Annotated in this window: 7 protein-coding genes; 2 read left to right on the forward strand and 5 right to left on the reverse strand. The window is 48.0% G+C overall.

The annotated features are described in order from the left end of the window. Nucleotides 1-81 precede the first annotated feature (81 nt). The 5 genes from fabG to TBC1_RS13915 all read right to left on the reverse strand — a co-directional run bounded on the left by fabG (nucleotide 82) and on the right by TBC1_RS13915 (nucleotide 10,211). The gene (gene fabG, locus TBC1_RS13895) at nucleotides 82-828 is read right to left on the reverse strand and encodes a 3-oxoacyl-[acyl-carrier-protein] reductase (protein ID WP_062044169.1); all 747 of its coding nucleotides are present in this window, start codon (nucleotides 826-828) and stop codon (nucleotides 82-84) included. A 71-nt stretch (nucleotides 829-899) separates the two neighbouring features. After that, entirely contained in the window at nucleotides 900-5,165 is a 4,266-nt protein-coding gene (glgP, locus tag TBC1_RS13900) for an alpha-glucan family phosphorylase (protein ID WP_062044171.1), read from the reverse strand. 384 nt (nucleotides 5,166-5,549) lie between these two features. Continuing rightward, nucleotides 5,550-6,899, reverse strand: coding sequence for a glycoside hydrolase family 57 protein (locus TBC1_RS13905; protein WP_062044173.1), 1,350 nt, complete (start codon nucleotides 6,897-6,899; stop codon nucleotides 5,550-5,552). 34 nt (nucleotides 6,900-6,933) lie between these two features. Further along, nucleotides 6,934-8,214, reverse strand: a complete 1,281-nt coding sequence (locus TBC1_RS13910) for a glycosyltransferase family 4 protein (protein ID WP_062044175.1) — start codon at nucleotides 8,212-8,214, stop codon at nucleotides 6,934-6,936. A gap of 41 nt (nucleotides 8,215-8,255) precedes the next feature. Next, complete coding sequence (locus TBC1_RS13915; protein WP_062044178.1) at nucleotides 8,256-10,211, reverse strand: amylo-alpha-1,6-glucosidase; 1,956 nt, start codon at nucleotides 10,209-10,211, stop codon at nucleotides 8,256-8,258. 278 nt (nucleotides 10,212-10,489) lie between these two features. Between TBC1_RS13915 and TBC1_RS13920 the strand changes: the two genes are divergently transcribed. Both TBC1_RS13920 and TBC1_RS17850 read left to right on the forward strand, forming a co-directional pair. Then, nucleotides 10,490-13,315 carry an alpha/beta hydrolase family protein gene (locus tag TBC1_RS13920; protein WP_062044181.1) on the forward strand — a complete coding sequence of 942 codons (2,826 nt, stop codon included), beginning with the start codon at nucleotides 10,490-10,492 and terminating at the stop codon, nucleotides 13,313-13,315. Between the two features lie 801 nt (nucleotides 13,316-14,116). Next, the gene (locus tag TBC1_RS17850) at nucleotides 14,117-14,356 is read left to right on the forward strand and encodes a hypothetical protein (RefSeq protein ID WP_137305738.1); all 240 of its coding nucleotides are present in this window, start codon (nucleotides 14,117-14,119) and stop codon (nucleotides 14,354-14,356) included. Nucleotides 14,357-14,406 lie beyond the last annotated feature (50 nt).

Raw genomic sequence — 14,406 nt, forward strand, 5'->3', positions numbered from 1 at the left:
TCCGGTAAAGAAACCGGTCATCACAGGATACATAAAACCAAGGTGATCGGCTTTAATTCCGGCTTTCGTCCAAATGGTGAATTACATGTGCATTCCACCGCAGACGCTGATCACCTGACCAGTTACATAAGAAGATAGGTCAGAGGCAAGGAACAGGCTGACATCGGCAACATCTTCCGGTTTCCCGCCGCGCCTGAGGGGAATACCTTCTATCCATGCCTTGCGGACATCTTCCGGCAGTTTAGCGGTCATATCAGTCTCGATAAACCCGGGGGCTATGGCATTGCAGCGGATGCTGCGCGAACCGAGTTCCTGGGCCATGGATTTGGTAAATCCAACGAGGCCGGCCTTTGAAGCTGAATAGTTTGATTGCCCCGCATTGCCCGAAAGCCCAACCACAGAACTCATATTGATGATGGAACCGCTGCGCTGTTTCAGCATTACTTTCTGAACCGCTTTGGTCATATTAAAGATGGATTTCAGGTTAACTTTGATAACCAGATCCCAATCGGCTTCGGTCATGCGCATCAACAGATTATCACGGGTAATTCCGGCATTGTTTACAAGCACATCGATGCGGCCGAAATCATTTGTAACATCATTGATCAGTTTATCACTCCCTTCGAATGAACTTGCATCCGAGGCATAACCTTTCGCTTTCACACCCAGGGCAGCGAGTTCCTTTTCCAGTGCAATGGCGTTTTCATCGTAATTCAGGTCGGAGAATGCCACATTGGCACCTTCAGCTGCAAATCTGAGCGCAATGGCTTTTCCGATACCACGGGCACCTCCGGTAACCAGTGCGGTTTTTCCTTCAAGTAATTTCATAATCCGTTTTTTCGTTTATTATTCAATGAACTGAAATAAAAAGCAGACAATTTACGCTGCACAATCAACCATCAGGTGTTTGAAGCGGAAATCCATCTCACCAGGTTAAAATCCTGACGGTGCGGCAGCATGGGATGCCGCGGGAACAACCTGAAGGCATAATCAAAGACTCCGGCCTGCAATGTCGGGATTTCAATAAAGAAGGTCACAATATTACCGTTAACGCCGGCAATGGCCATTTCTTCAATGAATGAAATCTTTTTGACTTCATCATTTACTTTGTGACCAAACAACACTTCGAGCCCTATATCATTGGCGCTGAGTTCATTCACATTCACCACTATTTCTGCAACAAAATTTTCGCCGAGGCGCAGGGGTTTGCGCGTTAAGTCGGGTACATTCACGCTGACCACTTCAATACTTTCCCATCCCCGGAGAATTCTGCGTTTCCAGGATGAGATCATCCTTACATTTTCAAAATCATTGGCAAAGAGCATGGATGAGCGTTTAATCAGCTTATTGTAGAACTGATTATAATAATCATCGAGCATCCGTTTCATGGTAAACTCAGGTGAAATTCCGGCGATGGTGTTTTTTATGTACGAAACCCATTTTTCAGGAATTCCCTTGCTGTTTCTATCATAGAAAGCCGGAATAATCTCCTCTTCAAAGATATTGTAGATGTTCTCGGCATCCAGTTCATCCTGGAACTGCTGATTTTCGTATGTACGTTCTTCCTGCAGCGCCCAGCCGGCATTCGGCTTGTAACCTTCGGCCCACCAGCCGTCGAGCACGCTGAAGTTCACCACACCGTTCATAACGGCTTTTTCGCCGCTGGTACCCGAAGCTTCGAGCGGGCGTGTCGGCGTATTCAACCAGACATCGACCCCCTGCACCAATTGGGCACCCAGTGCCATGTCATAGTTTTCGACGAATACTACCTTACCCATAAACTGGGGTTGTTTCGAAAACTCAATGATGCGCTTGATCAGATCCTGCCCGGCCTTATCAGCAGGATGTGCTTTACCGGCAAATACAAACTGCACCGGATGCTCCGTGTTGTTTACCAGTTGAGCGAGACGTTCAGGATTGGTGAACAAAAGGTGCGCGCGCTTGTAGGTGGCAAAACGCCGGGCAAAACCAATGGTTAGTGTATTATCATCCAGGTTATCCAGCGTTTTCATAATAAACTTGGGATTTTCCTGCCTGTGTTTCAGGTCCTCCCCCAGCCTGTTGCGGAGGTAAGCGATCAGTTTTCTGCGATGCTTATTTCTTAAAGCCCAGATTTCTTCATCAGGCACCTCAGCTATCTTCTGCCAGCGGGCCCTGTCCGGCTGATTAGTAAGAAAGTCCTCTCCAAAATAACGGGCATACAGGTCCTTCCATTCAACCGAAGCCCAGGTAGGCAGGTGCACGCCATTGGTAACATGCGAGATATACAATTCCTCCGGATAGTAACCAGGGAACATCCCCTGGAACATTTCGCGGCTCACCCTTCCATGGATGCGGCTTACCCCGTTCATTTCCTGCGAAAGGCGTGTGGCCAGCACGCTCATCGAGAACTTTTCGTCATGTTTGTCCTCAACATAACGGCCCAGGTTCATAAATGAATTCCAGCTCAGGTTCAGGCGGTCGGCATAATGCGGTATGTAAGCCCTGAGCACATCTTCGCTGAATGCATCATGTCCTGCCGGAACAGGGGTGTGTGTCGTAAATAACTGGGTGGCCCTCACAATCTCGAGTGCCTGATCAAATGAGAATTTCTGTTCGTGAACAAGCAGGCGAAGCCTTTCGATGCCAATAAATGCAGCATGTCCTTCGTTGCAATGATATACCGATGGGTTGAATCCGAGGGCCTTTAACATACGGATACCTCCGACGCCAAGCAGCAATTCCTGTTTGAAACGGTTATCCCAGTCACCACCATATAACTGATGGGTAATGAAACGGTCCTGTTCATTGTTTTCGTCAATATCCGCATCCAGCAGATAGAGGGGTACGCGGCCTACATCCAGTTTCCAGACCTTGGCGTAAAGATTACGTCCCGGCAGGGCGATGGACACCTTAAGCCATTCACCGTTACCGTTGCGCACCGGTTTCAGTGGCATGTGGGTAAATTTCTGCGGATTGTAGCTATCAATCTGGTCGCCGGATATGGAAAGGTTCTGCCTGAAATATCCATAACGGTACAACAGTCCCACGCCGACCATATTCGCGTTGGAATCGCTTGCTTCCTTCAGGTAGTCTCCGGCCAGCACTCCAAGCCCGCCGGAGAATATCTGTACGGTGTCGTGCAAACCATATTCCATGCTGAAATAGGCGATCTGATGTCTGGATTTTTCAGCGCCCTTCTTCATGTAGCGTTCAAACTCTTCATAAACATGGTCGAGTTTGCTCACAAATGCTTCATTGCGTTCAAGCTGCAGCATCTGTTTCACCGTAAGCGATTCAAGCAGCGCGATCGGGTTGTGATGCAGGGTTTCCCACTGTACAGGATCAATCATGCGGAACAGCTCTTCAGCCTCGTGGTTCCAGCACCACCACAGGTTTCGCGACAGGCGTTTCAGCCCGTTAAAACGCTCAGGAATCCCGGGTTTAACGAGCACTTTGTGCCAAACCGGAGTCTGGTGCTGCTTAAGCGGAAAACTCATCAGCATATCGGGCTGACGTTTGTCGCGGTACAATTCCTCGCGCAACTGTGCCTTGCCCAATGCGATGGAAAATGCTTCCCTGTATTTCCCGGCAAGGTCATCCCAGAGGGCGATCCGGGATATCTGCCAGGCCAGATTCCTGGCATCTTCAGTTTGATTTCCGTTAAATCCTGAAAATTTAAACAGGATTTCAGTTATTGAGGTTACAACTTCATTGTAATTATTATCCTTTCGATCAATAACCCAGGCTCCGGGCTCATATTGCTTCATTTTCTCCCTGATCCAAAGTCCAAATCCTGCAAGGGATGTTGTGATGGTGGGAATATGAAATGCAAGGCTCTCCAGCGGAGTGTATCCCCACGGTTCATAATAGGACGGGAATACTGAAAGATCGAAACCGATCAGTAATTCATAATAGGAGTAATTGAAGATTCCATCGGTTCCATCAAGATAAGAAGGTACAAACACAAGCTTAACCTTGTCGCCGGCCTTGTTCAGCAATCCGGCCGACCTGGCCTTGTTCAGTACCTGATCGTATTCAGCATCGTGAAGCCCATGGGTAAGGTAGACTCCTTCAACAGGATTGCTGAAATCGGGTTCATTCAGCCGTTTCAGCAGCTCAGCCGAAGGACCTGAATGATTGGCAGGCACAGTAATAAAGGCTACCACCTGACGTTTCAGTTCAGGATTCCGGTTTAACCCTGCAAGCGCTTCGATGTAAATATCGATTCCTTTATTGCGGAATTCGTACCGTCCGCTGTTCACCACGAGCATGGAATCCTCAGGCAGATCGGTATTGAATAACGCCCTGGAAACCTGTAACAGCTTAACCCTGGCCATTTCGCGGCGGTTGCCGAATTCGGCGGGCGACGGCACAAAGCCATCGTCGAAACCGTTGGGGGTAACCAGGTCAACCGGACGACCAAGGAAGTGCCTGCATTCGGTCGCCGTAATATCGCTCACAGTGGTAAATGCATCACTGGCCTGCGCTGCAGCCCGTTCCAGTGAAAACTTTGATACAATGTCAAATCTGCGTGCAGCGGCATCGGGCGGATAACTGGCAAATTCACCGTACAGCGGAAGATTATTGCCGGCAACAGCCCTTCCCAGCGCCGTGGCATGGGTGGTAAATATACATCCTACCTGCGGCACCGCCTCACGGAGGTGCAGCACACCGGTGCCGGTCATCCACTCATGGAATAATGCCACAATGCGATCATGGGCGGAAATATTGAACTCGTAAAAGCTTTCTATAACCTTGGCTGCAGCATACCCAAAGAGGGCCGGCTCAACATAATCCCATTGCCCTGAAATAGAGTCCAGCTGGAAGGATTCCCAGAATTTCGCAAAAATTTTATCCTTCTGCTGAAAATAGGGCGTAAAATCAACCAGTACCACAATCGGACGGCTCTTGATATTCCAGCGACCTATCCTGAGGCGAAGGCCGTTGGATTCTGCATACTCGCGCCAGGAGCGGTATATGTAACGGTCTTCAATAAAATCGGGGTTGTGGTTCGTTTCTTTCCAGACGTCGGGGCCTATAAGGATGTAGTTGTCTTCGTATTCCCGCTGTACTCCGGGAGCTTTCGTTGAAACTACCGTGTATATGCCCCCCACCTTATTGCAGATTTCCCAGCTTGTTTCAAAAATATAATCGGGTCGTAGTGTCTTCAGTTTTTCAGTCATGCTAAGTTATTAGATTATTAAATATCAGCGCCTTTCTCATAAGATTGACACAGCAAAGCTGAATTCCGGGCTTATTGATCATGCTTCACGACAAAGCCTTTTTTCAGCGGTGCAAAAATAATGAAATAAACGTTGGCCTCTGCAAAACGAAAATCCTGTTTTGATTCCGGCCGGAACTCAATTCAGACGTAAAATAAATTTCCTTGAATCAAGAATTTGCTGCAGAAGACTCATAATCAGACAATACAAAAAATTACGCAGGTAGCGTAAAAGCATAACCTGAACTGTTACCCGACACCCCTGCAATCGCCTTCGTACCCGGTAGCGGGGAGCATTTTATGCCGGATTAAAAGAAGAATTCAGACAGAAATAAAGATTTACCGGTTACTTTTTCCGGGCAACAGGCTTCTTCTTTTCCGGTGCTGTTTTCCCGGCAGCGCTTTTTTGGGTTGAAACCTTTGGGGGTGCAGCTTTCTTCGCAACAACCTTCTTTGCCTTTTTGGCAGGATCCGGCACACTGAAATCAGCAGATTCAGCCATGACAGGCATTTTAACTGATTTCAACCTGGTGATAAAATCAGACAGCACATTCATGTAATTGATAAATGCTTCGTAGGGCGTGCTGAACGGATTGAAATATTTGTGCACGGCACCATCGGAGAACCATTTGGTGCACATATAGTAGAAATGGTCAGAGGACTGAAGATAAAGCCAGTCCTTCTGAATATCCGGGTCAGTGCAATTGCGGATTTGCGGCAGCAGGCCATAGAGGCTGTCAAACGCTTCATCCTGCATTTCATTACCAAGCCAGGCTGTAAGGTCCCTTTCTTCATCGGCCCATGATATGGGAACGGGCACCGACACAGCAGCCACAGGCTGTAGCCTTTCGGCAACGGCTGTAGGTGTATCGAAGCTGAAATCAGTCGACGAGAAAACCTGTTTTGGCAGCGATTTCATGAAATCAAAAATTCCTGTTTCCTGCCACTGATGTTCTCCGAAGGTTTCATAGTCAAGGCCTATATTCACCACCTGTTGATTTTTATCAAATGCGGCCAGCCAACCTGTAAACTTCTCGGCAGTCAGCGGCCATTCTATCCAGCTATGATTTGAGAACCGGAAACCAATATCATCGCTTAGCTGAAAATTGCGCAGCAGCAATTTTAATTTCGGATTGGCGGCATTGCAATACAGGAAGTTGGGGCTTTTCCAGCCGAGTACATGTTTGGCGCCTTCGGTAAGCATGACCTTATAGCCCATATCATATACCTGCTGACCGATAAAATCGGCGTAAATCAGTTCGGTATTTCTGAATGCGGTCGGGCGTTTCCCGAAAAGTTGTTCAATGCGGTCAGCGTGTCTGTTCACCTGCGACCGGAACTCCTCTGCATCCTTGAGTGAAACGAGGGAGTGCGCGTAAGTTTCTGCCAGAAACTCAACATTCCCGGTATCAGCAAGTTTCCTGAAACTCCGGATAACTTCAGGCGCGTAAAGTTCAAACTGGTCGAGCGCGATGCCGGATATGGAGAAGCTGACCCTGAACCTGGCTCCGTATTCTTTGATGAGGCCCAGCAATAGTTCGTTCATCGGAAGATAAGAACGTTCAACAACCCGTTTAATAATTGTACGGTTCTGATATTCATCATAATAATAATGACTGGCTCCGATATCAAAAAACCGGTAAGTTCTCAGACGGAAGGGCTGATGTACCTGAAAATAAAGACAAATTGACCTCATAATATCCTGTGTTTAGCTTTTCATGAATAATTGGTTAGCAAACCTGTTCATATACACGTTTGATATGCGTTGCGGCATTTTCCCACTTCAGACTATTAACTTCCTGGGCCCCATATTTTGAGAACATACGGGGCAGGCTCTTGTACTGGAGCAAACCGTAGATGGCATCAGCCATGGCGTCAATATCCCAGAAATCGACTTTAAGGGCATGCTGAAGCACCTCCGCCACACCTGACTGCTTGGAGATCACCACCGGCACATTGGAGCGCATGGCCTCAAGGGGGGATATTCCAAAAGGCTCTGAAACAGAGGGCATTACGTAAACATCGCTCATGGCGAACATCCTGTCGACATTCTCGCCCCGGAGGAATCCTGTGAAATGAAACCTGGTTGATATCCTGAGCTGCGCCACCCGGCGGATCATTTTTTCAAGCAGATCGCCGGTCCCGGCCATCACAAAACGTACGTTTGGATCGCGCTGCAATACCTTGTAAGCGGCCTCAATAAAGTATTCCGGTCCTTTCTGAAAGGTAACCCGGCCCAGGAAGGTCACTACTTTCTCCGGCACATGTTTTTCAACCTGACTGAAGTCAATCTGTTCGGTTGGTTCAACCGCGTTATGCACGGTAATGACTTTTGCCGGGTCAATGCCATACCTGTCTATCACAATATTGCGGGTAAGATTGCTTACCGTAATCACCCTGTCTGCAGCCTCCATACCGGAGCGCTCGATGTCATAAACCCGCTGGTTCACATTTTCGCCCGAGCGGTCAAACTCCGTTGCATGCATGTGCACCACCAGTGGTTTACCGGTAGCCTGTTTTGCTGCAATGCCCGCCGCATAGGTCAGCCAGTCGTGGGAATGAATGACATCAAACTGAGAATCACGGGCAATCTGTGCGCCAACCAGTGCATATCGGGCAACTTCTTCAAGCAGATTCTCCCCATACTTACCCGAGAAGGTATAGCGGGCGTTGAAGATGGAATCCTCACTGAGGGTGGTGACCTTTTCCGCACTTTCCATCAGGTTGTCGAAAGCCTCCGGGCCAACATAAGGCACCAGACTGGAATTTACTTCCAGATAAGTAATGTTTTTCCAGAATTCAAGCTCCTCTGTTTTACGGATATCAATGCTGACATCACTCGCATTGATCAGCCTGACGGCTTCCTGACTTTCATCGCCATATGCTTTGGGAACCACAAAAAGCACTTCCACCCCGTTTTTCAGCAGGCCTTTGGTCATCCCGAAACAGGCAGTTCCCAGTCCTCCGGTTATATGAGGGGGAAATTCCCAGCCAAACATCAATACTTTCATAAATTGAGATCCCTTCTTTAAATAAAATGTAAACCGAGAAATTATTTTTTGCTTTTTGAATAAGTCCTTATCAACCAGTTGATTCTGAGCAGTTCTGCCACATTCCAGGCCTGCGAAATGGCTCCGCCCGGTTTGTGTGGCGGATCCCCGTCATAAACCTCGGAGATGGTCCCGACACCGTGTTCATTCATCACGGACTCGAAACCCCGGTAAAGGTCAGTTACCATTTTCAAACCAGATTTGCCATGAATTCTGAGGTATCCTTCCACAAAATGCCCCAGCAGCCAGGGATATACAGATCCCTGATGATAAGCCATATCCCGCTGGGTCTGGTTGCCGGTGTAAGTCCCTTTGTACAGAGGATTTTTGGGTGATAATGAACGAAGGCCTCTGGGAGTAAGCAGTTCAGATTTTATGCGCTCCAGCACTTTATTTCTGATTTCCTCGGTAAGCGGCGTGTAAGGCAGAGAGGTTGCGAACACCTGGTTTGGCCTCATGGAAATATCTTTGTAGTCACCGTGGGTGTAGTCGGCCAGATGCTCCCGGCTTTCAACCCAGAAATTATCCAGGAAAGCTTCCGGGAAAGCATCCGCTATGGGTTTCCAGGCATTTACAAAAGTGCGATCGCCGGCTTCGTCAGCCAAATCAAGCGCAAACATCAGGGCATTGTACCACAATGCATTGATCTCCACAGCATAACCTATACGCGGGGTCACCGGCTTTCCTTCCACCACCGCATCCATCCAGGTCACCGGAATTCCGGCTTCACCGGCAAAGATCAGTCCGTTATCATGCATTTTTATGTTATGATATGTCCCCGTCCGGTATCCTTCAAGGATGGTTTTCATTTTTTTACCGTATTCCTTCCAGATGCCGTCATTGGATCCGGAAAAAATACCGTATTGCTGCAGCGCCCAGAAAAACCAGAGGGGCGTATCTGCTGAATTATAAATGGCATGTTCGCCGATACCCTTATTAGGAAACAAAGGCCCGCGCATTTCAGGGAGGATGTTGTCGATGGCCGCTTTGGCCAGTTTAAGCTCACCGGCTACCATGGCAAGGCCAGGCAAAGAGATAAATGTATCGCGCCCCCACCGCCCGAACCAGGGATAACCGGCAATTACCTCCACCTTTTTCCCTTGCCTGATGATAAACTGCTGGGCCGCATTCAACAGACAATGCTCAAAACTGTCGCGGGGAACCCTCCTGCTGATTTCATTGTTATAGAGTTTCTTCAGCATCGCGGGGTTCACCGGATCGGTTCCTGCCGAAAGATATATGCTTTCTCCTTTGGCAATGGGCATTTCAAAGTATCCCGGCACATAAAGGTCCTCAAGATAATCATACCCCCTGGCCTTTTCCCGGATGTACTCGATATTATAATACCAGTCAGGGACATGCACATACTCAGGCTCTTTCGAAAACTGCAAATGCAGAAATGAATATCCGCGATACATGCGCAACTTTATTCCATTCGGAATTTCTTCGTAGCTGGTATCCACATCATAATTGGCTTTACTGAGCGCGTGAATATTGCGGAAAGCCAGGAAGGGGCGAAACCTGATGATGGTGGGCGAATGGGCATCCACCAGCGTGTATTTGATAATTGTGCGTCCGTCCTTGTGTGAAAACAGCATCTCTTTCGTAAACACCATTCCGCCGACTACATAAGTATGCATGGGAATGGGTTCGGTGGTAAAATCACGCAGGTATTTATGTCCCTTGGGCGCAAATGTTTCTCCCTGATACTTGCGGATAGAGAGATTAAACTCAGTGTTATGCTGTATCAGCGTTTCATCCAGCGAAGAAAGCAGCACATGGTTTCCGTTATCCAGCGCCGGCTGCGGAACCACCAGCATACCATGATATTTGCGGGTATTGCAGTTAATAATGGTCGAACTTGCATATGCCCCTTCGCGGCTTGTTCTCAGAAGCTCTATGGGCAAACTGTATTCAAGGTTTACCAGCTGTTTTTTTTCAAAAGTGATATAACTCATAGCTGCGAATTTGGCAAAATGATATAAAAATGTCCTGAACCTTTGTAAAAAATACTTCTTAGCAAAGATGCTAAAAAATGATCGCCAAAACAAATAAAACTACGGTTTAATTTGACGAAATCAGTCCGACAAACAAGGACTACAGCTTTTTGTTCAACTTTTTAACATTATTTGCAAACAATTCACTTTTTCCAACCTTTTAACCGTTTGGTAAATCTGATTTGCAGCGTATCAAATTTTGAAGTTATTTTAGCTCCCGAATTTTAAACACTCCACGAATGAAGTCAATCATCCGCCCTGTGCTCTGGATTACTACCCTGATTTTTCTGCCGCTTGTCCGCATTGCCGCCCAGGATGCCGTGCCCTTGCATCCGGGAGTTTACGACACCTGGCATAGCATAGATAAACCGGGCATTTCCGCTACCGGCAAACTGGTGTATTTTGAGCAAAACCCGCAGTACGGCGATGGCAAACTAATCATCCATTACCCTTCGACAGACGCCTATGACACCCTGAAAAGGGCCGGGGGGGCGCAGGTTTCGCCTGGAGAAGATTTCCTGGCCTGCCGCATCCGTCCGTTTTTGCGCGAAACAAGAAAAGCCAGGCTTGACGGAAAGAAAAAGGATGAACTGCCCAAAGATTCGCTGCTAGTATACGCCCTCAACGGTAAAAGGTACATTTATCCCGGATTGAAATCTTTCGGTATACCGGCAAAAAGCGGGAAAACCATGTTTGCCCTGATCGACAAACCGGAACCTAAGGAAGATACCGCAGTAAACGATACACTTTCAGCCGATACGGTGGCTGTGAAAAAGAAGGTTTCACCAAAGAAAAAGAAGGATAAAACAGAAACATACCTGTTAAAAATTATTTACCCGGCTGACAGCCTGATATTTACCCATGAGCAGGTTACCCAGGCGGTGATCAGCGAAACAGGCACAAGTATCATCTATGCTACCTACAAACCCGACAGCATCCCTGTTTCAGAAGTCATGTTTTTTGATACAGAGAAACAGTCGGAGCGGCAGCTTTTCTCAGCGCCGGGACATATCCGCAACCTTGCCGTGGACGCGCAGGGCGGTCAGGTGGCTTTTATGCACAGCAGCGACACTGCCAAAACCAAGCGGTACAGTTTATACTACTTTCAGCAAAGTATTGTGCATGTTGCAGATACGGCTGACACAAGACTTCCGGCTGGGTTTGTCCCCGGCGAACATGGTAAAGTCTATTTTTCGGAAGACGGCAGTAAACTTTATTTTGGCATAGCCCCTGCCCCGCTGCCGGAAGTGAAAGACACGCTTACCGATGATGAAAAAGCAACAGTCGATATCTGGCACTGGCGTGATCCTCAGTTACAGCCCCAGCAGCTGAAGCAACTGGATGAAGAACGGAAAAGAACCTATCTGACCGTTTATCATCCCCGTACCGGCAAACTGATCCATCTTGCAGATGAAATGGTCAGAAGTGTAAACACCGGGTTTAAAGGCAATGGAAAATTTGCCCTGGGATTTAACAGTGAACCATATCAGGTGGAAGCTTCATGGCGCGGTAACCGCTACCGGGATGTTTACCTGATCAATAATGAAACAGGGAGCAGGGAGTTGTTGCTGCAGCGCATTTCAGGACAGGTAAGCCTGGGAAACAGCGGAAAATACATTGCATGGTATTCCGAAACCGACAGCCTTTGGAAAACCATGACGCTGAAAGATAAAAAGATCACGTCCCATCCGGCAGGCAAAGACATCGCATTTTATGATGAAGAACATGACGTTCCCGGCCTGCCCGGGCCTGCCGGGAGCGCCGGCTGGCTGAAAGATGACAGGTTCTTCGTGGTTTACGATCGCTTTGACCTCTGGGGACTTGACCCGGAAGGCAAAAACAGCCCGGTATGCCTCACTGCCGGCGAAGGACGCAGGCTGAACAAGCGGTTCCGCAACCTGAACCTCGACAGGGAAGTTCCTCACATCGAGAACGCGGATGGCAGTTTCCTGCTCAGCAGCTTTGATTTTGAAACCAAAGATGCAGGATTCCGGAAGCTTGAAGGGGCCGGCGGAGGGTCTCCCGTCAGCCTGCTGGAAGGACCGTATAAGTATTCCACACCGGTTAAGGCTGAAATAAGCCAAAACCTGCTTTGGGCGCGGAGCAGTTTCAGTGAATTTCCGGACCTGTGGCTAAGCGATATGACGTTTGCATCATCCGTAAAAATATCGGATGCCAATCCCCAGCAGAAAAATTACCTCTGGGGCAGTGTGGAAATTGTTTCCTGGACCACCACAGCCGGTAAACCGCAGAAGGGGCTGCTCTATAAACCCGCCGGTTTTGATCCCGGAATAAAATATCCTGCCTTGGTCTATTTTTACGAAAAATACACCGATCAGCTGCACCAGTACTACGCGCCGAAACCCTCACGCAGCATCATCAGTCCCACCTACTGCACCAGCAACGGGTACGTGGTTTTTATCCCCGACATTGACTACGAAGACGGTTACCCCGGGCTTAGCGCCTACGAATCGGTGGTAAGCGGCACACTCGATCTGATTGCCCGCGGTTTTATTGACCGTGACCGTATCGGCATTCAGGGGCAGAGTTGGGGCGGATATCAGGTCGCATGGCTGATCACACGTACCAATCTTTATAAAGCGGCCATGGCGGGCGCTCCGGTCAGCAATATGACCAGCGCTTACGGCGGTATCCGCTGGGAATCGGGCATGGTAAGGCAGTTTCAGTATGAGGAAGGCCAGAGCAGGATCGGCGCCTCCCTCTGGGACCGGCCCGATCTGTATATTGAAAACTCCCCCCTCTTCAGGGCCGACAAAATTGAAACACCCCTGCTGATTATGGCGAACGATGCCGATGGCGCCGTTCCCTGGTATCAGGGCATTGAATTGTTTACCGCACTGCGCCGGCTGCAGAAACCCTGCTGGCTGCTGAACTACAACGGCGACGAGCACAACCTGGCCAAAAGAGGCAATATGAAAGACCTGGATATCCGGATGATGCAGTTTTTCGACCATTACCTGAAAGGAAAACCGGCGCCGGAATGGATGACAAAGGGGTTGCCGGCCATCGATAAAGGCAGGAAAACAGGCTATAATATTGATTAACATGTGTTTGATCCGGCTTGAACCGGATGTTCTTTAAGCAGGTCAAAGGTTTTGTTAATCAAAGACAGCAACCCGACGCATCTTTTCACGAGTAATCCCTCGAATGAGGAAGCCTTATCGTTATTTGATGTGTCAGAATTATAGTTTGGCTTTAACAAACAGATGCCACCAAAGCTCCGGCTGCACAAATAATCAGGCACTAATAACTCCTTAATCACTGCGCTTTTTACCTAAAGAGCAAATGACCAGCTTCAGGCGGATGAAGCCATATTTTTTGCATCGGAATTATGACTCCTCCGGAGTCATATGTTTATAGAAAAAGATCAGAATATAAGCACACGACCCCGGCGGGGTCGCATGTTTTAGCAATTAATTAATCAAACTACATTCAAATATTCAAACCATCAATTATCGATCAAAAACGATGAAATCAGATGAAAGACGTTCGACCCCTCCGGGGTCGTGCAGCCATTTTGCATTCTTTATTTCTACAGACATGCGACCCCTCCGGGGTCGAAAAATCATTTTGCATTCTGAGCCCCTTCAAGCATACGAATCCGCTAAAAATTATAATAACACATATGACTGCCCTGCCTGAGTATTCAGTAGGCCATTCAGCAAATTCCCGCAGGTTGCTAAATCATCCATAAAAACGTCCTGTCATTGTTTGAAAGCCCGTCTGTCATTCATAACTTTGTAAAGTATTCCAAAGCGAAAATTCTCTGTCACAAGAATGACCTGTTCATTATTTATGATAGAGGCCTGTATAATTTGAAAGACATTCAACAACAGCATAAAAATATGAAACTTACGTCTTTAGCCGGAATTGCGCTGACCATGGCCTTTTTATTTACCATAACGCCGGAAGCCCATTCGCAGGACGAACTGGAAAATATGCTCACGCGGCGTCAGATTTCCTGCCAGGACATTTCACTGAACAGTTCAGAATATATTCCCTGGTACCATCAGGAAGGGCTGATGGATTCGGCGCTGCTGGTACTCCGTACTGGGGTGAAAAATGCGGCAGCACCGAGCCCGTAACCCGCACAAATATTCTTCTTTCACTCGAACTGCATTATTTTGATGAATCA

This window comes from Lentimicrobium saccharophilum (genome assembly GCF_001192835.1).
GTDB lineage: Bacteria > Bacteroidota > Bacteroidia > Bacteroidales > Lentimicrobiaceae > Lentimicrobium > Lentimicrobium saccharophilum.

What these genes read in the sequence shown, in the direction of transcription:
- TBC1_RS13910 (WP_062044175.1), bottom strand. Translation starts at nt 8,214, where the DNA reads ATGAAAGTATTGATGTTTGGCTGGGAATTTCCCCCTCATATAACCGGA.
- TBC1_RS13920 (WP_062044181.1), top strand. Translation starts at nt 10,490, where the DNA reads ATGAAGTCAATCATCCGCCCTGTGCTCTGGATTACTACCCTGATTTTT.
- TBC1_RS13915 (WP_062044178.1), bottom strand. Translation starts at nt 10,211, where the DNA reads ATGAGTTATATCACTTTTGAAAAAAAACAGCTGGTAAACCTTGAATAC.
- fabG (WP_062044169.1), bottom strand. Translation starts at nt 828, where the DNA reads ATGAAATTACTTGAAGGAAAAACCGCACTGGTTACCGGAGGTGCCCGT.
- TBC1_RS17850 (WP_137305738.1), top strand. Translation starts at nt 14,117, where the DNA reads ATGAAACTTACGTCTTTAGCCGGAATTGCGCTGACCATGGCCTTTTTA.
- TBC1_RS13905 (WP_062044173.1), bottom strand. Translation starts at nt 6,899, where the DNA reads ATGAGGTCAATTTGTCTTTATTTTCAGGTACATCAGCCCTTCCGTCTG.
- glgP (WP_062044171.1), bottom strand. Translation starts at nt 5,165, where the DNA reads ATGACTGAAAAACTGAAGACACTACGACCCGATTATATTTTTGAAACA.